Source organism: Sungkyunkwania multivorans, assembly GCF_042675645.1.
In the GTDB taxonomy this organism is placed as follows: Bacteria; Bacteroidota; Bacteroidia; order Flavobacteriales; family Flavobacteriaceae; genus Sungkyunkwania; species Sungkyunkwania multivorans.
On sequence record NZ_JBHTJH010000004.1, the window covers coordinates 798,511 to 818,891 of the forward strand.

The 20,381-nt window shown below is 41.7% G+C and carries 21 protein-coding genes; 7 read left to right on the plus strand and 14 right to left on the minus strand.

Translation table 11 applies throughout. The features are described 5' to 3' along the window. Positions 1–30: 30 nt before the first annotated feature. The gene (locus ACFQ1M_RS06440) at positions 31–570 is read right to left on the minus strand and encodes a DsrE family protein (protein WP_386405610.1); all 540 of its coding nucleotides are present in this window, start codon (positions 568–570) and stop codon (positions 31–33) included. Between the two features lie 103 nt (positions 571–673). Here ACFQ1M_RS06440 and ACFQ1M_RS06445 point away from each other — a divergent pair, with 103 nt between their 5' ends. The 3 genes from ACFQ1M_RS06445 to ACFQ1M_RS06455 all read left to right on the plus strand — a co-directional run bounded on the left by ACFQ1M_RS06445 (position 674) and on the right by ACFQ1M_RS06455 (position 5,705). Beyond that, complete coding sequence (locus ACFQ1M_RS06445; RefSeq protein WP_386405613.1) at positions 674–3,010, plus strand: ATP-dependent helicase; 2,337 nt, start codon at positions 674–676, stop codon at positions 3,008–3,010. A 113-nt stretch (positions 3,011–3,123) separates the two neighbouring features. Then, the gene (gene truA / locus ACFQ1M_RS06450) at positions 3,124–3,864 is read left to right on the plus strand and encodes a tRNA pseudouridine(38-40) synthase TruA (protein ID WP_386405616.1); all 741 of its coding nucleotides are present in this window, start codon (positions 3,124–3,126) and stop codon (positions 3,862–3,864) included. Positions 3,865–3,941: 77 nt separating this feature from the next. After that, entirely contained in the window at positions 3,942–5,705 is a 1,764-nt protein-coding gene (locus tag ACFQ1M_RS06455) for an ABC transporter ATP-binding protein (RefSeq protein WP_386405619.1), read from the plus strand. Here the strand turns inward: ACFQ1M_RS06455 and ACFQ1M_RS06460 are convergent. From ACFQ1M_RS06460 to ACFQ1M_RS06480, 5 genes are all read right to left on the minus strand, one after another. After that, positions 5,702–6,493, minus strand: coding sequence for a DUF3667 domain-containing protein (locus ACFQ1M_RS06460; protein WP_386405622.1), 792 nt, complete (start codon positions 6,491–6,493; stop codon positions 5,702–5,704). The two genes, ACFQ1M_RS06455 and ACFQ1M_RS06460, sit on opposite strands and share 4 nt — an antisense overlap. Before the next feature lie 6 nt (positions 6,494–6,499). Continuing rightward, a complete protein-coding gene (locus ACFQ1M_RS06465; RefSeq protein WP_386405625.1) occupies positions 6,500–7,312 on the minus strand; it encodes a DUF3667 domain-containing protein in 813 nt (270 codons plus the stop codon). Position 7,313: 1 nt separating this feature from the next. Next, positions 7,314–8,102, minus strand: a complete 789-nt coding sequence (cdaA, locus tag ACFQ1M_RS06470; RefSeq protein ID WP_386405628.1) for a diadenylate cyclase CdaA — start codon at positions 8,100–8,102, stop codon at positions 7,314–7,316. A gap of 182 nt (positions 8,103–8,284) precedes the next feature. Further along, a complete protein-coding gene (locus tag ACFQ1M_RS06475; RefSeq protein ID WP_386405631.1) occupies positions 8,285–8,899 on the minus strand; it encodes a hypothetical protein in 615 nt (204 codons plus the stop codon). 134 nt (positions 8,900–9,033) lie between these two features. Continuing rightward, complete coding sequence (locus ACFQ1M_RS06480) at positions 9,034–9,996, minus strand: M23 family metallopeptidase (RefSeq protein WP_386405634.1); 963 nt, start codon at positions 9,994–9,996, stop codon at positions 9,034–9,036. A gap of 56 nt (positions 9,997–10,052) precedes the next feature. On the opposite strand from ACFQ1M_RS06480, the gene ACFQ1M_RS06485 reads away from it, so the two are divergent. After that, positions 10,053–10,823, plus strand: a complete 771-nt coding sequence (locus tag ACFQ1M_RS06485; protein ID WP_386405637.1) for a DUF6503 family protein — start codon at positions 10,053–10,055, stop codon at positions 10,821–10,823. On the opposite strand, the gene ACFQ1M_RS06490 is transcribed toward ACFQ1M_RS06485, so the two are convergent. Continuing rightward, positions 10,801–11,334 carry a hypothetical protein gene (locus ACFQ1M_RS06490; protein WP_386405640.1) on the minus strand — a complete coding sequence of 178 codons (534 nt, stop codon included), beginning with the start codon at positions 11,332–11,334 and terminating at the stop codon, positions 10,801–10,803. The genes ACFQ1M_RS06485 and ACFQ1M_RS06490 overlap by 23 nt on opposite strands. 92 nt (positions 11,335–11,426) lie before the next feature. After that, complete coding sequence (locus tag ACFQ1M_RS06495; RefSeq protein WP_386405643.1) at positions 11,427–11,927, minus strand: SixA phosphatase family protein; 501 nt, start codon at positions 11,925–11,927, stop codon at positions 11,427–11,429. An 82-nt stretch (positions 11,928–12,009) separates the two neighbouring features. On the opposite strand from ACFQ1M_RS06495, the gene ACFQ1M_RS06500 reads away from it, so the two are divergent. Beyond that, positions 12,010–12,246, plus strand: a complete 237-nt coding sequence (locus ACFQ1M_RS06500; protein WP_386405646.1) for a VF530 family protein — start codon at positions 12,010–12,012, stop codon at positions 12,244–12,246. Positions 12,247–12,258: 12 nt separating this feature from the next. Here the strand turns inward: ACFQ1M_RS06500 and deoD are convergent, their stop codons facing one another. The 5 genes from deoD to ACFQ1M_RS06525 all read right to left on the minus strand — a co-directional run bounded on the left by deoD (position 12,259) and on the right by ACFQ1M_RS06525 (position 15,729). After that, positions 12,259–12,957, minus strand: a complete 699-nt coding sequence (gene deoD / locus ACFQ1M_RS06505) for a purine-nucleoside phosphorylase (RefSeq protein ID WP_386405649.1) — start codon at positions 12,955–12,957, stop codon at positions 12,259–12,261. A 16-nt stretch (positions 12,958–12,973) separates the two neighbouring features. Continuing rightward, positions 12,974–13,636, minus strand: coding sequence for a deoxyribose-phosphate aldolase (gene deoC / locus ACFQ1M_RS06510; protein ID WP_386405652.1), 663 nt, complete (start codon positions 13,634–13,636; stop codon positions 12,974–12,976). 452 nt (positions 13,637–14,088) lie between these two features. Beyond that, positions 14,089–14,595, minus strand: coding sequence for an acyl-CoA thioesterase (locus ACFQ1M_RS06515; RefSeq protein WP_386405655.1), 507 nt, complete (start codon positions 14,593–14,595; stop codon positions 14,089–14,091). A 47-nt stretch (positions 14,596–14,642) separates the two neighbouring features. Beyond that, positions 14,643–15,242 carry a TetR/AcrR family transcriptional regulator gene (locus tag ACFQ1M_RS06520; protein ID WP_386405658.1) on the minus strand — a complete coding sequence of 200 codons (600 nt, stop codon included), beginning with the start codon at positions 15,240–15,242 and terminating at the stop codon, positions 14,643–14,645. Between the two features lie 100 nt (positions 15,243–15,342). Further along, positions 15,343–15,729, minus strand: a complete 387-nt coding sequence (locus tag ACFQ1M_RS06525; RefSeq protein ID WP_386405661.1) for a hypothetical protein — start codon at positions 15,727–15,729, stop codon at positions 15,343–15,345. Between the two features lie 246 nt (positions 15,730–15,975). Here ACFQ1M_RS06525 and ACFQ1M_RS06530 point away from each other — a divergent pair, with 246 nt between their 5' ends. Next, positions 15,976–16,425 (plus strand): hypothetical protein, encoded by a 450-nt coding sequence (locus ACFQ1M_RS06530; protein WP_386405664.1) that lies wholly within the window; start codon positions 15,976–15,978, stop codon positions 16,423–16,425. Positions 16,426–16,570: 145 nt separating this feature from the next. Then, positions 16,571–18,535 (plus strand): endonuclease, encoded by a 1,965-nt coding sequence (locus tag ACFQ1M_RS06535; protein ID WP_386405667.1) that lies wholly within the window; start codon positions 16,571–16,573, stop codon positions 18,533–18,535. A gap of 8 nt (positions 18,536–18,543) precedes the next feature. On the opposite strand, the gene ACFQ1M_RS06540 is transcribed toward ACFQ1M_RS06535, so the two are convergent. Then, entirely contained in the window at positions 18,544–20,322 is a 1,779-nt protein-coding gene (locus ACFQ1M_RS06540) for a Na/Pi cotransporter family protein (protein ID WP_386405670.1), read from the minus strand. Between the last annotated feature and the right edge of the window lie 59 nt (positions 20,323–20,381).

The following is a 20,381-nucleotide window of genomic DNA, read 5'->3' on the forward strand; positions in this document are numbered from 1 at the left end:
TTCTTTTTGAGAAGCGATTAACGAGATAGTTTAAAAATTGATCAGTCGATAGTTGTTGTTTTGAAGTTGGATCAATGCGGTCATGGCAGACAATGCAAATTGCACCTCGGGCAAGACGTCACTTTTTGAAATATTTCTATAGGCAGCCGTTTGTCCACATAAGATAACTTGTACTCCAGCATTGGACAGCGACTTTATTAAAGCGGTATTCGGATTGTCGACACCAAACTTCTTCTGGTATGCTGCATCGGTCAAGATATCTTGAGAGGCACTTCCGTGAATGACCAATGCCACATTCATATGCTCTGCTTTCACTCCATTTTGCGCGTGCAGGTTCAAAAAGCGGGCAGCCGTCTCGATCAAGGGATTGGTACTTTCATTATTCTCAAATGTTCTTCCAACATCAAAGACCACCTTCATCATAGAGGTCACATCTGTCTTAAAGTCTGGAGTGTCTACGTTGAATACTTTTCCATATGAATTGATGATGGGTCCAGCAATAGGAGTGTCTTGTGCAATTCCTTGGAATGTTAAAAGCACAAAGATCAGAATACATATCCTTTGTTTCATTCCTTAAAAATAATTAAAATTTCTTGTTTATAACTCTTTTGTGAACGTTAGTAATTTTGCTTAGGAATGGTTAATTTCACCTTTTGTTTTTTGAAAGAGAGGAATGCAGGATCTACAACAACAATTAAACCTATTAAACGAAGCTCAATACGCCCCAACTGTTCATAAAGACGGTCCATTGATGGTCATTGCTGGAGCGGGTTCGGGGAAGACGAGGGTGCTTACCTACCGGATCGCCTATTTGATGAGTCAAGGAGTGGACGCCTTCAACATTTTGGCCCTGACATTTACCAATAAGGCCGCACGCGAAATGAAAAATCGTATCAGTCAGATCGTTGGTGGTGAGGCTAAAAATCTTTGGATGGGGACCTTTCACTCTATCTTTGCCAAGATCTTGCGTTTTGAGGCTGATAAACTAGGTTACCCGAGTAATTTCACGATTTATGATTCTCAAGACTCTGAACGCTTGTTACGAGCCATCATCCGCGAAATGGGGCTCGACAAGGATATATATAAGTATAAGCAACTTCGCTCGCGAATATCGTCCTTCAAAAATAGTTTGATCACCGTCCGAGCCTATTTTAACAATCCAGACCTTGTCGAGGCTGATGCTATGGCAAAACGTCCACGGATGGGTGACATCTATCAAGAATATTGTGATCGCTGTTTCAAGGCAGGGGCGATGGACTTTGATGATCTTCTATTGAAGACCAATGAACTGCTCAATAGATTTCCAGAAGTTCTTGCAAAGTATCAAGACCGCTTTAGATATATCCTGGTGGATGAGTATCAAGATACCAACCACTCTCAATATCTGATCGTACGTGCCTTGTCGGACAAGTTTCAAAATATTTGTGTTGTGGGGGATGACGCTCAAAGCATTTATGCTTTTCGAGGCGCAAACATCAATAACATTCTGAATTTTCAGCGTGATTATGATGATGTTGCGGTCTATCGATTAGAGCAAAACTATCGATCTACCAAAAACATCGTAGAAGCAGCCAATTCGGTCATCGAACATAACAAGACGAAACTAGACAAGGTGGTGTGGACCGCCAATGAGGATGGCAATAAGATCAAGGTGCATCGCAGCATCACTGATGGTGAGGAAGGACGATTCGTGGCCAGCAGTATTTTTGAGAACAAGATGCAGCAGCAACTGATGAATGGTGATTTTGCAGTATTGTATCGTACCAACGCACAATCGCGAGCGATCGAAGATGCATTGCGCAAGCGCGATATTCCCTATCGTATTTACGGAGGGTTGTCATTCTATCAACGCAAAGAAATAAAAGATGTCCTCGCATATCTTCGATTGGTGGTGAATCCAAAGGACGAAGAGAGCTTAAAGAGAGTGATCAATTATCCAGCTCGAGGAATCGGACAATCCACCGTGGACAAGTTGGTGGTGGCTGCCAAGCATTATGGGAGAAGCATTTTTGAGGTGATGGCCAACATCGACCGTATTGATTTAAAGATCAATAGTGGTACCAAGACCAAGTTGAGCAACTTTGTTACCATGATCCAAAGTTTTCAGATCATGAATGAAGGGGCCAATGCTTTTGAGTTAACAGAGCATGTTACCAAGAAGACAGGTTTGGTCCAAGAATTGAAAAAGGATGGAACACCAGAAGGTGTGGCTCGAATAGAAAACATAGAAGAGTTGCTTAATGGGATCAAAGATTTTGTGGAAGGGCAGAAAGAGGTTGCAGACGCCACCGGGGCGCTTACAGAGTTCCTAGAAGACGTTGCGCTCGCCACCGACCTGGACAATGACAAGGGTGATGATGATCGGGTCGCGTTGATGACCATCCACTTGGCCAAAGGCTTGGAATTTCCATATGTGTACATCGTGGGAATGGAAGAAGATCTGTTTCCTTCGGCCATGAGCATGAATACACGAAGTGAATTGGAAGAGGAACGTAGATTGTTCTATGTTGCACTGACTAGAGCGGAGAAACAGGCCTATCTGACCTACACGCAAAGTCGCTATCGCTGGGGAAAGTTGATCGACGCTGAACCCAGCCGTTTCATAGAAGAGATCGATGATCAATATTTGGATCATATCACACCGGTTGAAAATTACCGTTTTAAACCAATGATCGATACCGATATCTTTGGAGAGGTCGACAAGAGCAAGCTAAGGTTGAAAAAACCCGTTCCTAGCGCGCCACCAAAAATTGGAAAGCCAACACCTGACCAGCTTCGCAAGCTACGAAAGTTAAAGCCAACTACCGAGGCTAATGGCAACGAACCTTCAGCAAATTTGTTCAATAACGAACTGGTGGCTGGAAATAAGGTAGAACATACACGTTTTGGCATCGGTGAGGTCTTAAAGATAGATGGGGTAGGGAACGATAAAAAGGCAGAGATCCGTTTTGAGGCGGGAGGTATTAAGAAATTGTTGCTTCGTTTTGCCAAATTGAAGGTGATCGGGTAAAGGGAGACGCCCATCTGCTGCAGGTAGGGATGATGAGTAGTTGACACGGATGATTTTGTCGTTTTTGGCTACCGCACTTCTGCAATAATTTATTTTTAAAATAACAGACCATTTTGCGCTATTTTATAGAGCTATCATACAACGGTAAAAACTACCATGGTTGGCAGAGTCAGCCCAATGCGATCTCTGTGCAAGAAGTGATCGAAAAGGGCTTGAGCACGCTATACAGAAGACCCATCGAGATACTTGGAGCTGGACGTACAGATACCGGTGTACACGCAAAGCAAATGTTTGCGCATTTTGATAGCGAGAACTTGATCGAAGGGCTTCCATACAAGTTGAATGCTTTTTTACCTCCCGACATCGCCATTCAAGATATTTTTGAAGTGAGATCGGATGCACATGCCCGTTTTGATGCGACCGAGCGTACCTACGAGTATTGGATCACCTTAGAAAAGAATCCTTTTCTCACCGAAAGCGCCTATTGGGTGAAGCGGTCTTTAGACGTTAACAGGATGAATGAGGCTGTCAAAGAGTTATTCAACCATAGAGATTTTAAATGCTTCTCGCGATCCAATACCGATGTAAAGACGTATCATTGCGATATCAAAGCAGCATTCTGGAAGCAGAAGGACCATGGCCTGATCTTTACCATCTCGGCCGATCGATTTTTGCGCAATATGGTACGAGCGGTCGTCGGTACTTTATTAGATATTGGTTTAGGAAAACTCCAAGTTGAGGATATGAAAAGGATCATTGAATCAAGGGACCGAAGCACGGCAGGGGCATCTGCACCAGCAAAAGGGCTTTATTTGACCAGGGTAGTATATCCTGAATCCATAAAAAATAAATAACAAAAAGTTAAAAGTAGGTTTTTGACCGTTATATTCAATAATTTCGTTGAAAATGATCGACACATCAATCACAAAGCATGACTAAAATAGGAGGAAAAGCTTTTGACACAAAACTCTTCAAGAGATTGTTGGTGCATACCAAGCCCTATCGCAGCACGTACTATTTTGTCATGGTGGCGGCGATTCTCCTTACTCTTTTCGGAACTCTTACACCTATTTTATTGAAAGTTGCGGTGGATGAATACATCACAAGTAGCGATGCATCCGGACTACTTACCTTTATCGGTATCATGCTTGGAGTTTTATTGATGGAAGTCACTTTTCAATTTTCATTTGTCTATTTTGCAAACTGGCTGGGGCAGGAAGTAATAAGGGATATTCGCGTGAAGCTCTTCAAGCATATGACCGCTTTTAAAATGGCATATTTTGACAAGTCGGCCGTAGGTCGCTTGGTCACTAGAGCTGTAAGCGATATAGAGACCATTGCCAGTATATTTAGTCAGGGACTTTTTATGCTTATCGCCGATCTTTTGAAAATGCTGGTGGTCATGGTGATCATGTTGGTGCTAGAATGGCGCTTATCGCTGATCGTATTTGCTGTATTGCCACTCATCGTTTATGCAGCCAGACTCTTTCAAAAGGCGATGAAATCTGCTTTCGAGCAAGTTAGGACGCAAGTGGCCAACCTCAATACTTTTGTCCAAGAACGTATCACTGGAATGAATATCGTTCAATTATTTACGCGCGAAGCCACGGAATATCATAAGTTCCGTAAGATCAATGAAGAGCACAAGAAGGCATGGTTGCGAACAGTCTGGTACAACTCGATCTTCTTTCCAATCGCGGAACTCTCTTCTTCAGTAACCATCGGATTGATCGTATGGTATGGTGGTCTAAGGGCAGCTGCCGGGGAGTTGGAGATCGGTACTATCTTCTCATTCATTTTATTGATCGGAATGCTTTTTAGACCCTTGCGGCAAATCGCGGATAAGTTTAATACCCTTCAAATGGGGATGGTAGCGGCCAATAGAGTTTTTGCGATTCTTGATACAGAAAGTACTATCGAAGATCAAGGCGCACTTGAAATTGAGAAGGTACGAGGGGATATCACTTTTGATGATGTTCGTTTTTCGTATGTTGCAGATGAAGAGGTATTACACGGTATTTCTTTTGAAGTGAAAGCTGGCGAAACGGTAGCCATCGTCGGGGCTACTGGTGCAGGAAAGTCCACGATCATCAATTTGTTGAATCGTTTCTATGAAATCGATAGTGGAACGATCGCTATCGATGGTAAAAGTATCAAAGATTTCACCCTCACATCGCTTAGAGCACAGTCTGCCATTGTTTTACAGGATGTATTCTTGTTTGCCGACTCGATTTTGAACAACATCACCTTGCGCGACGATCGGGTCAGTGAGGAGCAGGTGATCAAGGCTGCGAAACAAATAGGCATCCATGATTTTATCAGTTCGCTCCCTGGAGGGTATCATTATAATGTAAAAGAACGCGGCGCCATGCTTTCTTCTGGTCAACGCCAGTTGCTGGCCTTTCTTCGTGCATATGTGACCAATCCTTCGATATTGATCTTAGACGAAGCGACCTCTTCGGTGGATTCGTATTCAGAGCAATTGATACAAGACGCCACAGACACGATCACCGAGGGAAGAACTTCCATTGTCATCGCGCATCGCTTGGCTACAATCAAAAAGGCAGACAAGATCTTGGTGATGGATGCAGGTAATATCGTAGAAGTAGGAACGCACGATGAGTTGCTTCAAAAAGAGGATGGTTACTATCGAAATCTCTACGAAGTTCAGTTCTTGAATGAGGAAGTGGCCTAGTTCACCATCCTATTGGGTAGCTGTTGAATTTCTTCAGGGGTAAGGCCCCCAACGACTGCCAATAAGACACCGAGTACAGCAAATCCTATAAAAACGGCCATCATCAACATCAAAAATATAAAGGTTCTAAGCGCAATACCTGCAAAGCTCAAGACATACATCCTTTTTAAATAGAAGGCAGCAAAAAATATCTGTAAGACGATGGCGAACGGACTTATACTGCCATAGTCACTACCCAACGCGAAAAGAATCATTACAGGGATGAACATCATAATTGATAGCTGGCCAGTGTAATACAGAAAGATCACCAGATGTTCGGTATAATTGTATTTCTTCTTATCGATAAAGACCAATCTTGAGATGATCGCATAAATGGGAATGTAGAACATTACAAATATAGATTGATACTCTTGAACTAGTTTGAACCAATTATTTTGAAATTCTTCCTGTCCTTTCATTGCCATGGCTGAAAGGTCCATCGCTTCGGGAAAAAACTTGCGTACGATGAATATCTGTATACCTGCCAAGGTCAAGGCGATCGCAAAATAACTTATGGGGTTGATATATCTTTTTCTAACACCAGCTATATAACCGCCGATCACCTCTTCGGGTTTGGTGATAAGGTGAGAGAAGGTTTTGAAAAAGGTATTGTCTACATTGAAAAATTGTTCACCAACATGTGCCAACAAATTTCTTATGGTCAATCTGTTCCTTATGATCTTTCCCCCACAACCATGGCAAAAGTCACTTTCGGCAATCAGGAGATCTCCACAATTTTTACAATTCATAGATAGTTATGATTTATTTTTTTGTGCCTCTGCGGCCTGTTTGGCAGCTTCTATCATCGTATCGAAAACTCCCGTCTTATACAAAATGACGCTTATGGCAATAGTTATCAAGAACATAAAGATTCCACCTATCAGTAAGAAAAGTAAGGTCTTTATGATAATATTTTGAACACTTAGATCATAAAGTCGCATTAGCGCATATGCCACATAAAACACCAACAGTATGCTGCTTAGCACACTGATGATCAAGGTGGCCGTGGAGCTCCACAGAAATGCAAGGCTCACGAGATATAAGATGATATTAAAATGTGAAAATGTATATAGGTAGATGACAGCGATCTCGATGAAATTGTATTTTCGGTAATTGAAGAAAACCAGTCTATGAACAACGGCTAACAGCGGAATATTCAAAAAATTAAGCATGGATTGATATTTCCCAGTGAAGTCCATGATGCTTTTAACCATGTCCATATCATTTGGGCCGGTTCCATTATCTGCGCCATTTAGAAAATCGTCTATAAAGAATTCCCCGAAGACAAAAGTGTACAACCCACCTAAGGTTATAGAGATGACGAAATAGCCAAAGGCTGTTATGTATTTCTTACGTGTTCCATTGATGTAGCCATCGATCACTACTTCGGGCTGGGTAAAAAGATGCTTGAATGTTTTGAAGAGGTTACTTTCTAAGTTGAGCACGCGGTCACTAAACTCCTCCCAAAGTGTCTTAAAAGTGATCCTTTTGGTGATGACCTTGGCACCGCAATTGTTACAATAGTTGTCTTCAACTTTTAACTGTAGCTCACAGTTTTTACACTTCATATTATGCTAGATCTGTTTTGAGGATGGTTTCCAATTCCATATCGTCATCGTACATCACGAATTGGCCATCTTTTATATATGAAATTTCTCCAGTCTCTTCGGAGACCACCAAGGCAAGTGCATCGGTCTTTTCGGTGATTCCTACAGCTGCCCGGTGCCTTAGACCAAAACGAAGTGGGATGTGTCTATCATTAGAGACAGGCAGGATCACTCTGGTTGCAGTAACGTAGTTGCCCTCTATGATGGCAGCGCCGTCATGTAACGGACTGTTTTTATAAAAAATACTTTCTAAAATAGGCTGAGTCACTTCTATATTCATCTTATCTCCCGTGTTTTTGACAAAGTCCAAAGAATTGGTTCTTTCGATGACGATGAGCGCTCCCGTTTTGGAGAACGACATTTTATGAAGTGCAGCTAAAATGGCATCTACGTCGGTATCGGTGATGAGCTGGTCTTGCTTCAAAAACTTGAAGTGTCTCACAAAACTTCGCTTAGCCGCAAAGTTGGTCGATCCCAACATCAGCAAAAATTTGCGTATTTCCTGTTGAAATACAACGATCAAGGCAAAGACACCGACACTGATAAATTTCCCCAAAATATTACTTAACAACGCCATGTTCAGAGCATCTGTTAATCGCCAGATGAGATAGATGATCACAATCCCGATAAAGATGTTGATCGCTACTGTCCCTTTAACCAGCTTGTATGCATAGTACATTAGCAAGGCAACCAACAAGATATCGATGATATCAACGAATTTTAAAAAATCAAAGATTTTGAATTCTTCCAAGGATTGGATGTTTTAGTAAATTAATTCCGAGTCAGCCCAAAAGGCTTTCTTAGAATAAATATATTCAATTCTAGGCTTCTAGTCCCCCAAAATTGTTTCAAGTTGGCAAACAAGCCTCAAAGCAACTTGCCTGACATTCATCTGGTACTATTCTTGATCATCAGTAAAAATAGAAAAATATATCACAAGCTACAATTGCAATCGGGTAGGAGCGTCTTATCATAGATGAATATCGTTTCGGAGATATTGATGTTGTTATTCTTAAGTCGTTCCATCATAAGCGTGTTCGTCAGAAAGGTTTGAAAATCGAGTCGCTGATCAAAGTTCAAATAAACCAGAGCCGATTTACCCTCTGCCGAGAAGTCGATATATTCCTTTAGAAAACTTTCCAGTTCATTGCGCTCGATAGTATTCCCGTCTACGGTGATACTGTCTCCCAACTTATAATTGACGGTAACATTAAAGTAGGACATATGCTGGTCTGGGCGTTCTTTAATGTAGAATTTTGAGAAAAGACTATCTCTAAGATATATCTGCTGGGTAAAATCTATAAAGCCAAGGCTTTTGGTCACGGTATCGTTTACCGAAAAATAATTCCGAGCAGATTCGTTCTTGTGAAGACTTGCCTTCTTGCGTTTTTCCTGAAATCTAATGACCTCTGGAATGACGGTCCTTAAGGGCAACCTCTTGTCGATGTGGAATATCCAGTTTGTCGTACTTATCCTGTTGTTTTCATTTACAACCATGGTATCGGAGGAGTGATCATCATAAAAGAAGTAGATTGGAGATACATCCAAGACCTTTTTAACTTCTATCCCATCGACCTTTGGTAATTTTACCGATCGTTTTTCTCCACAGTTAAAAAATAATAACGTAACACATAAAGCAAATAAGCATTGTTTGAAGTAATACGCTATGTTTGATGAAGGATTCAATTTATGTTCTCTATTCTGTCAAAACGCACTGGAGCATAATTTTCTTTCTTTTTACAATTCACTTTGATCGTTTCGAAAAAACATTTGATTCCAAAGCTATCTGTTAGATCCTCGGTATCCTGTAAGTGAAAATGTAAATGTGGTTCGCTGCTATTCCCAGAATTTCCGCACGCTCCAAGCTTTTGTCCTTGCGTTACCTGATCCCCGACCTTTACATTGATACTTCCCTGTTTGAAGTGCGCCAAAAGCACATGCTCCCCAGTCTTTGTTTTTAGTAAAATATAGTTGCCGTAGGGATTACTAGCATCTTTCTGTCCTGGGATATTATCTTTAACACCATCTACATAGTTTACAACGAGAGCATCACAAGGCGCGTAAAGGGATTGACCAAATGCATAGTAATCCTCGTTGGTTTCTCCTGTTCCTTTATGGCTCTTGCCATTTTCATCGAGGATGACCAGATCGAGGGCATATTTTTGGGGTTGACTTTCTGCATGGCGATTTTGTTTCTTGCGGTCGCCACCCGGCGACACAAACCAGGTTCCTTCAAAGGGTAATTGCATTTTGGTCGTATTTCGCAGCATTAAAGGCTGCCTATTCACCTCCTTGTAAGGGGCAAATTTAAATCCGGCGATCTTACCTTTGTAAGGTGCCATCTTCAAGGTCATGGTCGCCTTTTCCATACTAGCTTTATAAAAGAACCAAGGACCATCTTTTTTATAATATTCATGAGAAGTGATCTCACCAAGATTTGCGTAAAACGTTCTTATAAACTCTCTGTTATTCTGAAGTGGAAGCGCGAGACGCATGTCTTCACTGTATTTTGAAAAGAGGCTATCGGCTTTCTTTTCATTGTATAGTCTTACGAAAACATCCGTCATCTGTTTTGCCTCGACCGTCTCTTGGGCAAAAGAAAAGACATTGAACCAAAGGAATAAAATTAGTAAGCACTTTTTCATGTCAACGACTGATATTTGGGCAATATAAAATTAAATTTACAGAATAAATGAATGTGATGAATATAATCCTTTCCCGATCAAAAATTTTCTTCATCGTTGCGATGAGTATAGTTCTTTTTCAATCATGTAAAGAAAATGAATCTACCATAGCGCAAGAGATCATTGATAAGGCTATAGAAAGGGTGGGTGGCGACTCATTTTTTCAGTCCTGTATCAATTTTACCTTTAGGGACGAAGAATATCGGGCTTTCAGAGCTGATGGTGTGTTTGCTCTAGAGCGACTACGACGCGATAGTTTAGGGACGATCAGGGATGTACTTTCAAACAATGATTTTAAGCGTTACCTGAATGATAGCCTAGTAAAAGTGCCTGATTCTATGAAGCAGCGTTATGCCAATTCGATAAATTCGGTACACTACTTCTCTGTATTGCCCTTTGGTCTAAATGATGCGGCCGTGCAGAAGAGATATTTAGGAAATGTAGAAATTAATGATAAACAATATTATAAGGTGCAAGTCACCTTTGCTCAAGAAGGGGGAGGCGATGACTTCGATGATGTCTTCATATATTGGTTTGAAACAAATACGTATTCTCTTGACTATCTGGCTTATGAATTTCATGTAAATGGTGGTGGGATGCGCTTTAGAGAAGCCTTTAACGAAAAGGAGGTCGGTGGTTTTAAATTCGTGGACTACAATAATTATAAGCCCATGGATGAAGAAGTAGCTTTGTCCGATTTGGATAGTCTTTTCCAAAGAGAGCGGCTCCAATTACTTTCTAAGATCGTTCTTCAGGATTTGAGCACTACCTGCGATTATACTTATTGAAGCGTTTTTTATACGGAGTGACCAAATAGGAATGCGTTTTGCCAGACATATCAAAAAGCTCAACCTTTGCAAACTTTAAAAGCACCTTATCTCCGCTGTGTACAGCGATTCTGCCGTAAGGTAGATGTAGTTTAAAATCCCCGTTCTCATCTGTAGTGGTCGTATGGATCACTTCTCCCTTATCGCCCAAAAAGTCAACTCTTACGATCATCCCAAAACAGCAATTGAGATCCACGGAACCACTAATTTTTGTTTTTTCTTGCCCCTTATCATCTCGATAGAACACCAGTGCTTCTATCATAATGCTCATCTTACCAGAGATGGCATCGTAGCCAACAAGAGGACTCAATTGAAATTCGGTAGGTAAGGAGGTGTGATTGCTGTTATTGTCAATGACCACGATAGGTATGTCGAACTTTGATCGGGAGGCACGGTCAGCATTTTTTGTGTTCTGAGCGTGTCCAAAATAAAGTCCGAAGAAAAAAATTGCAATATAGTGGAGCTTTTTCATCGCAGTCGTTAAACAGTCTTACTAAATTAACCAAGGCCATCGACTAGAAGCACCTTTTATAGATAAACGGTAGAAATGATCGACAGCCGTAGTTATTCGATATGCAATCGCGTGACTTTTAATTTTTTATCCGCCATGATCAGCACAAACAAACTGGCATTGTCGTTGTCGTCCATGGCCTCAAATTTCTTTTCGCCTAGGATCTGATTGACAAACATCGGCGTTGTATTGCTATGACCGACGACTAAAATGGTCTTTCCAGCATTTTCTTTAGCGAAACTTGCAGCATCGATATGCTTGGGATCATAAATTTTAATTTCAAGATCATTGTTTTCGGCCGTTGGTCTTGCGGTTTCCATGGTACGCCGATACTTAGTGGAATATACAGCATCGAAGGTTGTCGATCTAAAGGTAGAGGCCCACTTCTTTGCACGTTGACGACCTGCTTCGGTAAGATAAGGATCACGATTTTCGGGATCGGTTCGATCTTTTTCAGCGTGGCGTATAAAATAGAAGGTAGTTATATCCTCGTCTTGAGCGTAGCCACCTACGGCAAAGGCCAAAAGAGCCACCAGCATACATAGTTTTTTCATGATGATCACCAATTTGAATAGAAATATAGCGAAAGCGTATCCTTATAGGTTATAAAATCGTGTTAAATTGTATTTTTGACACATGAGCGAATCACAACCAAACAATCCATTGCATGGCATTAAACTGGCGCAGATCGTAGAGGAACTCCAAGCATATTATGGATGGGATACGATGGCAGAATTTGTTAATATCAACTGCTTCAAGTCAAACCCAAGTGTAAAGTCGAGCTTAAAATTTCTTAGACGTACCCCTTGGGCACGAGACAAAGTAGAAAGGCTTTATTTGCGCTATCTCAAAGCCAAAGAGCGAGACGCCTAGAGAAACAAGAACCTAGGCTAGCTCGAGGGCGATCGCTACCATGTCTTTAAAGGTAGTCTCACGTTCTTTGCTTGTGGTGCGTTCGCCAGTGACCAATGAGTCCGAGACGGTAAGGATGCTCAATGCTTGTGCATTCAATTTGGCGGCGACAGTATATAAACCCGCCGACTCCATTTCCACACATAGCACTCCAAATTTTGCCCATTTCTTATAGTTATCGAAATTATCGGCATAGAATTCATCCGATGTCAAAATATTACCGCCCTTCACTTCAATATTCTTTTCCCTAGCAATTTCAACGGCCTTTATGAACAGCTCGAAGCTTGCTGTGGGGGCATAGTCAGCGCCACCAAATCGCAGTTCGTTGACTCCTGAGGTAGAAGATGCGGCCATGGCCAAAATGACATCGCGCAACTTAACATGTTCCTGATATGACCCACAGCTGCCCACTCTGATCAGGTTCTTTACGCCGTATTCTCGGATCAACTCGTTCGCATATATTGAGATGGAAGGAAGGCCCATGCCAGTACCCATCACGGAAACACGCTTGCCTTTGTAGGTGCCTGTATAGCCATACATGGCGCGGATCTCATTGAAACAAAAAAAGTCTTCAAAGAAGGTCTCTGCAATCCACTTGGCGCGGAGAGGGTCTCCTGGTAGTAAAATGGTTTCTGCTATCTCTCCTTTTTTAGCCGCGATGTGTACGCTCATAGATAATATTTTACGGTTAGTAATCTTCTTTTGTTGCTTGCCCTTTCACGAGTGCTATCCCAGAGGAAGTGCCGAGACGGGTAACGCCCATTTCGATATACTTCTTCGCCGCTTCAGCATCTCGAATGCCACCCGACGCTTTGATCTGTGCGCTTCCGTCGATGGCTTCTTTCATAATTCTTACATCTTCGAAAGATGCTCCTCTTGGACCAAAACCAGTGGAAGTCTTCACAAAATCGGCCTTGGCGCGTACGGCTAGACTCGCGGCTTCCCCAATTTCCTTTTCCGAGAGATAGCCGGTCTCCAAGATGACCTTTAAGACGTTGGTGCCGATAGCTTCTTTGATCGCTCGAATCTCATCAAAAACCGCGGCATGCTGCCCACTTTTAAGCCATCCAATATTAATGACCATATCGATCTCATCGGCACCCTCTTCAATAGCGGTTTGTGCTTCAAATATTTTCACCTTGGTCGACATCGCGCCTAATGGGAAGCCCACGACGCAGCAAACCTTTGTATTGCTATCCTTTAATAAGGAATGAGCCAGCCCGACGTAGCTGCCATTTACACAAACGGAAAAGAAACTGTGTTGGTCAGCCTCTTCACAAAGTTTCGCTATTTCGGCGCTTGTAGCGGTCGCTTTTAGTAAAGTGTGGTCTATGTAGGAGTTGAATTGCATACCATAAAGATAGCTACATTAATGTGAAATCGATGGGTAGTCAAACAAAAAAAGGCGCATCACATCTACTTGGTATAGTGAAGAGCCTTCAAAGATGAAAAGAATAGCTAATTATATTAGCATTTACATGATTGCCGTGATAAGGATCACTGAATAAAAGAATAGGGTTATTGCGATTCCTACCTTTGACAATGCGGTTCTAACGTGTTTTTTTACGATTCTGTGCTTACTGATCTCCATGATGATTGAATTTAATTGGTTACATATATAAGAAGAAACAATTCGCAAAATGTTACACTATTTGCTAAAAAAATTAGCAAAACGAATTATATGGGAGAGTGAAAGATGTCGGAAAAGGCATAAACAAAGGCAACCCAAGCAAAATGAACATTATTAAATTTTTTGCATGGGATTACTGTGACGAAGAGAATATCGTATTGGGCAAAGCGATCTTAAATATAAATAGAGGGGTTGTTGGATTTGAATTGTTCGATACGCTCTTCAAAGGTCAATGCCATGACAGGCTCTGTAATATGACCAAATAGGGTCATTAACGGCTCGCTATGGATCTCCCTTCGTTTTTTTACAAGGTTATAATGTGTAAAACCACACCAGATCACCGCCTTTAAGACGTTTCGTGTTATATCGTACATGCGCATCTCTACAAACAGTTCGCTATCGCTATGACGGATCAGCTGTGATTCTATCAGTAAGGTCTCCATTAATAGCGCTGGACGGAAGTAATGTATTTGAGAGCTGTTGCTTACCCAGCTTTTTCCTTCTTTTCTGGCCATTCCGTAGATATCGAGCTTGTAATGTTCAAGCAACACATCTTCTCTATGATTCATAAAGTAATCGATATAGGCAGCATTGTTTAGGTGATTGAAAGGGTCGCAATCCTGAAAGCGTACTGTGGCCTTGCTGCTCACTATTCGAGGTAGGTCTTGCACTGTTGTCATAATAGCGTACTTAAATACCAAAAGGTATATTTTTTATCAAAAAAAATTTACACTCGAAAGCGCTGGTTGATGGTGTCGCTGATCACGTTGGCCGCATCATGAATATAACTATTGTCCTTCATCGTTTGTGCCATAAATGTTGCGCCTTGTAATAGTGAATAGAACCGCTTGGCATAGGTTTGACTCATTATCGTCTTACGTATTTCACCGATCTCCTTTCCCTCATCTATCAATTTGGCCAAATAATGCTCGATCAACTCGATCACATCCTGAACTTTCTTCATAAAGGCGTCATTTTGGTTGTTGGCATCAACGCCAACATTGATGATTGGACAACCTCCCAATTCTTGGCTGAAGTGATAGTAGTTCCTATAAAAATCAGTCAAAAGCAGCAGTTTCTCCGTGGGGGAATTGCCTTGTTCCATGTGCGCTTCGATACGATTCAACACTTTTTTTATGTTGTATTTCAGGGCAGCCATCGCCAAGTCTTCTTTATTCTCGAAATTCCCATAGATCGCACCTTTTGTGAGTCCGGTCGCACTTGTGATATCGCTCAATGAGGTGGCCGCATAGCCGTTTTGATTAAAGATAGGCGCGACGGTTTCAATGATGTAATTTGTTGTCTTTTGGGCTTTTGTTAGAGACATGGCGTAACTATTTCATCCAAATATAACGAAAAATACCGAATGGTTTAATTTTGAGTGATAATTTTACCTGTGTTAGGACAGCTTTATCACGCAAAACGATTTATTTGCAATATTTTGATTTGAAAATGGTTGTTTCAAAATGAAAAAATCCTTTTTGCTTGGGAATATAGACAGGCATTGGCGAATCATACATTTCTTCCGTTTGTAATATGGGCATTTGAACTACATTATCCATCCTAGGGGCAATGATCGGCAAAAGGGTTTTATACTCTACGCCATCTTCCAATTTTGAGGGGTTATCCGAAAATAACCCGTATTCTCGCTTTGCAAAGCTATCCTGTATGCTCGGAATTGTACCGTCTAATAGTTGTTGGAAATAATCCAAGTTTTCTTTTGTGTTAAAGGTGCGGTCTAACCCTTGACCGATGGCAAAAAGTGGTACAAGTGCGAGCGTGGCAAGTAAAAACGTTCTGTATATTGTTTTCATTGGTTGATTGTTGATTCGAATTTAAACAAATGCATTCAATTTATTAAGACACTTGCGTTATTTTAAAATTTTAAAGCATGGCACGCACATCTTCTAGCATAGATACCTTGCTCATTCTTTCGTAATTGATACAATTTCAGTAACTTGTGAATCGTTAATTAACAATGTGTTTTGACGAAAGGACCAATTGATTCTAAAATTTGGATCATAAATACTAACAAACCAAATTAATAAAAGCGATTTACTATGGCAATTTCCAAACTAACCGCCGGTGACTATATCGGGTACACCTTAGGCGGCAGCAAACCAACCATGTATTTTGAGAATGGACATTACACCCAGGTACATGATTATGCCGATAATGTCGGATGGCATTCAAGTGGTGAGCGTCATCATTATGGAAATATTGGAATCGTTGGCCAATCCATCCTATCGCACATCTTCGAAATGCGGGATAGTGAAGTTCAAAAAGAAGAACTGAATCATTTCATTACAAAATTCAAAGCCGGGAACTATCGGTCTGATGCTCCAGAGGCTCGACTTTTCGAATGTTTTATAAAGGCAGGAGCGTTCTACATGCATGAATCCAGATCAAGATTGATAAGAAAGGATGATGTGGGGCATGACCGCAGATTTGACCTAGCATACATAGAAGATTTACTTTCCAACGGACGGATCGCAGCGAACGAATACTAGCAAAGGCAGCCGATTCTTCGGCTCTATAAATCATCGAGGCAGGGTTTTCCCTGCCTTTTCTGTTGATAATTTTTTGATTTTATGATGCTATTTTAACGCTTATTCATTCACATTCGCTGTATCTTGCGGCTTTATTTCCCCTTTTATGTTAAAATACTTCCTCTCATTAGTTACGCTCTTATCGGTGCAATATTCTATTGGTCAAGTAGTCATCAACGAATTGGACGCCGACACCCCTAGTACAGATACTATGGAGATCATTGAGCTTAAATCTACGACACCGAACTTCTCGTTAAATGGTTATGTCTTGGTGCTATTCAATGGATCGACCAGTGGTGGCGACTCGAGCTATTTTGCTTTGGACCTCGATGGCTTTACCACGGACGTTAACGGAATATTGCTCATTGGCAGTAACGAGGTGGCTCCAGTACCCGAGTTTATTCTTTTTGATAACACCATTCAGAATGGGACCGATGCCGTTGCCATTTACCTAGGAAATGACACCGATTTTCCTGATGGAACCTTGGCAACGACCACGAATCTTATCGACGCTTTGGTCTATGACACGAATGACCCTGATGATACAGTGCTCCAAGGGCTTCTCGACGTCACTATGCAGATCAATGAAGGGCAAAATGGCAATCAGTCCACAGAATCCATACAGCGCAGAAATGATGGCACCTATGAAGTGAAAGCACCCACACCTGGAGCGAACAATGATGGTAGTGGTGTGCAATTCAATGGCATTGCATTTTCAACAACTGCAGACGAATTCAATGAAGGTGATAGTATCGACATCACCTTTACCACGCAGACCAATGTGACAAGCGAATTGAATTTCGATTTCACTTTAGCTAACAGCACCTTTAATACCACAGATTATACCGGGAGTACTTCTGTGACCATCCCAACAGGACAAAATTCAGCGATAAGAACGATTCAGGTGACAGACGACATGAATGACGAGGGTGACGAGATAATGAAGATCACTTTCGGTGCTATTCCGTCTGGTTATAATCGACTGAATGATAACAAAGAGATACGTATCATAGATAACGATTTCACTGTGGCTCCGTGGGGCACTCCATTAAGTCCAACCTTTGGAAATGTGACCAATACAGTACCCGCAGGATATTACGATTCCCTCGATGGTTTGGCAGATGCAGCCTTGGTTCAGGCAGTTCAAGATATCATTGCAGATCCGGTAACGGTACGTGCGCAGACCTACGCAGATGTGATTGATATTTTAAAGGAGGCGGATCAAAGTCCTTTGAACAGCAATCAGGTATGGTTGCTATACACCGAGCAACAAAGAAGAAAGATCGACTTTCAGTCGAGTGGTGGTAGCAGTGTAGGTCTTTGGAATAGAGAACATACCTATCCACGTTCGCGGGGTGGTTTTAATGATATAGAGGCGGACGATATTGCCGATGGAAGGGATATTTTCTTTCCTACAAGGGCAGATTCGCTACGCCATGCCAATTCTGACGCTCACGGTTTACGCGCTACCGATGGCCCCGAGAATAGCACGCGCGGAAACAAGGATTATGGCGAGTACTCAGGACCTACAGGCACTCAAGGCAGTTGGCAAGGAGATGTGGCCCGATGTATTTTTTTCTTGACCATTCGTTACAATGGTTTGGAGGTGGTCAATGGAGACCCAGCGAACAATACGGTTGGGCAATTGGGAGATTTGGCAACCTTGTTGACATGGCATCGTAACGACCCTCCGGATGATTATGAGATGAATCGAAACAATGTGGTATATACATGGCAGTTCAACCGTAATCCATTTATCGACCAACCCGACCTGGCAGAATATATCTGGGGCAATCAAGTAGGTAACACATGGATGAATACCTTGTCTATCGAAGAAAGTGAATTTTCCAATATTGAAGTGTTTCCTAATCCTGTACGCGAAAAGCTGTTTATAAAGGGGCTCGAAAGCCGCAGTGTTTTGAATTTATATAGCGTTGAGGGTAGAAGGGTATATAGTACCGCGTTTGAAAGTGAAACTGAGATCGCACTAAATACCTTGCGCAGTGGGGTCTATATCTTAAAGATCACTGCCCAAGGAAAAAACTTCGTTAGAAGATTGGTGATCGAATGATCGCTAAGTTACTCTGCAACGGCCTCTTGTAGGTCGTCTTCCAAAATGAAGCTTTCGAGCAAGGTGTCACTTTGCACGTAAAGAAGTTCCGCAACAGCTACCAGGTTTTTGATGATATTCTTTACCAAATGACTATCGATTGACAATGAAGATGCCATTTCACTTGTAATTCGTTTTTCTTGTAAGAGCATATTCAGTGTACCACTTGCTAGAACATCTTCTTCCTCTTCAGCGGCCTTTCTGATACGTTCCAATTTTTTAATATGCTTGTCCGAAGACTTATCGATATTTGCAAGATATATTCTACGTAGTGTTTTGGTAATTCGCTGACGGAGCCTATTATATTCTCGATGCATGTCCGAGTTATCTGTCTTTGCATAGGCGATCATATTTTCGTTCAGGGCATCAGCGTCTTTGATGATCTCCACCATCTTGCGATTGGCCACCTTGATCTTATTGATGTCATTCATTTTTTCTTCGGTGAGGGAGAATTTTGTTTGCGCGCGGGTGGCATATGCTATGATCTCACTATAGATGTGCTTTACTTTTTTATAGTAGATCTCATTCACATCAATATCCACAATACCGGTAGATGATTTCACAAGTTTTTTTATTTTCTCACCAGATTTGATATCAGTACGATGAATGTTGAGAACGTGTGCAACGATTTTGAAGACCGGACCTTCGTAGAGGCGTTTAGATTCATCAATAAGGGCTTTGATGGCAGTTTGCGGATATCTCATAGAAGCTTTACTCAAATATTTAGCGACATCCACCGCCGGTTCGGGCATTTCTTTGTAAGGAACTGCACGTTCTACAATTTTCACTATGAGCGGCACGAAGCCTATTAACACTAACATGTTTGTCATATTGAAAGCCGTATGAAAGGCAGACAACGCTACAGGAATTGCCAATGGAGAATCAAAAGCAGAGACGCCCTCATTTTGTGTAATATAGTCGATAAGATTCAAAAACGGATAGAACAAGGCCAGCATCCAAATAACTCCTAGCACTTGTGATATCAAATGTGCACGAGCTGCTCTCTTAGCATTATAATTAGCGACCAATGCTGCTAAATTGGCCGTGATTGTAGTTCCAATATTTTCACCTAGGACCATGGCGGCAGCCATATCAAACGGAATCCATCCTTCGTGGCACATCACCAACGTTAATGCCATGGTAGCACTAGAGGATTGAATAATGATGGTGAGTACGGTTCCAATGCACAAAAAGATAAGTACCGACCAAAATCCCTTATCGGTGTAATTTTGCAGCCAAGAAAGGACCTCTGGGCTATCTTGAATATTGGGAACAGCATCTTTAAGAAATTGAAGTCCAATGAACAAGACGGCAAAACCAACGATAAAGTTGCCCCAATGTTTGGTCTTTATATTTTTAGAGAAGGTCAATAAAAAGCCCAAGGCGACAACGGGAAGAGCAATAGCGCTCATACTCACTTTAAATCCTAGTAGCGTAATGAGCCATGCAGTAACCGTAGTTCCTATATTGGCTCCGAGAATGACCCCAACCGCCTCGGTAAGCGTCAATAAAGAGGCATTTACAAAGCTCACCACCATAAGTGTCGTAGCGGACGAGGATTGAATAGCGGCGGTGATCACAAAGCCTGTAAAAACAGCAAAGACACGATTAGATGTCATCGAGGCGAGAATGTTCCGCATACGGTCACCAGCGGCTTCCATGAGAGAGTCGCTCATCACTTTCATTCCGTATAAAAACAAGCCCAGTGCCCCGAGAAGCGTAAGAATATCAGTAAATCCGTAATTCATTAAAAACGCATTGATTTGTGCTTTAGCAAATCTTAATTCTTATAAGATGGTTTCTTTGG

Coding starts and splice junctions, on each gene's coding strand:
- ACFQ1M_RS06535 (WP_386405667.1), top strand. CDS start 16,571: ATGTTAAAATACTTCCTCTCATTAGTTACGCTCTTATCGGTGCAATAT.
- ACFQ1M_RS06490 (WP_386405640.1), bottom strand. CDS start 11,334: ATGAAAAAGCTCCACTATATTGCAATTTTTTTCTTCGGACTTTATTTT.
- ACFQ1M_RS06480 (WP_386405634.1), bottom strand. CDS start 9,996: ATGAAAAAGTGCTTACTAATTTTATTCCTTTGGTTCAATGTCTTTTCT.
- ACFQ1M_RS06485 (WP_386405637.1), top strand. CDS start 10,053: ATGAATATAATCCTTTCCCGATCAAAAATTTTCTTCATCGTTGCGATG.
- ACFQ1M_RS06440 (WP_386405610.1), bottom strand. CDS start 570: ATGAAACAAAGGATATGTATTCTGATCTTTGTGCTTTTAACATTCCAA.
- ACFQ1M_RS06520 (WP_386405658.1), bottom strand. CDS start 15,242: ATGTCTCTAACAAAAGCCCAAAAGACAACAAATTACATCATTGAAACC.
- ACFQ1M_RS06530 (WP_386405664.1), top strand. CDS start 15,976: ATGGCAATTTCCAAACTAACCGCCGGTGACTATATCGGGTACACCTTA.
- ACFQ1M_RS06515 (WP_386405655.1), bottom strand. CDS start 14,595: ATGACAACAGTGCAAGACCTACCTCGAATAGTGAGCAGCAAGGCCACA.
- ACFQ1M_RS06460 (WP_386405622.1), bottom strand. CDS start 6,493: ATGAATTGTAAAAATTGTGGAGATCTCCTGATTGCCGAAAGTGACTTT.
- ACFQ1M_RS06455 (WP_386405619.1), top strand. CDS start 3,942: ATGACTAAAATAGGAGGAAAAGCTTTTGACACAAAACTCTTCAAGAGA.
- ACFQ1M_RS06525 (WP_386405661.1), bottom strand. CDS start 15,729: ATGAAAACAATATACAGAACGTTTTTACTTGCCACGCTCGCACTTGTA.
- deoC (WP_386405652.1), bottom strand. CDS start 13,636: ATGCAATTCAACTCCTACATAGACCACACTTTACTAAAAGCGACCGCT.
- ACFQ1M_RS06495 (WP_386405643.1), bottom strand. CDS start 11,927: ATGAAAAAACTATGTATGCTGGTGGCTCTTTTGGCCTTTGCCGTAGGT.
- ACFQ1M_RS06500 (WP_386405646.1), top strand. CDS start 12,010: ATGAGCGAATCACAACCAAACAATCCATTGCATGGCATTAAACTGGCG.
- ACFQ1M_RS06445 (WP_386405613.1), top strand. CDS start 674: ATGCAGGATCTACAACAACAATTAAACCTATTAAACGAAGCTCAATAC.
- ACFQ1M_RS06465 (WP_386405625.1), bottom strand. CDS start 7,312: ATGAAGTGTAAAAACTGTGAGCTACAGTTAAAAGTTGAAGACAACTAT.
- deoD (WP_386405649.1), bottom strand. CDS start 12,957: ATGAGCGTACACATCGCGGCTAAAAAAGGAGAGATAGCAGAAACCATT.
- ACFQ1M_RS06540 (WP_386405670.1), bottom strand. CDS start 20,322: ATGAATTACGGATTTACTGATATTCTTACGCTTCTCGGGGCACTGGGC.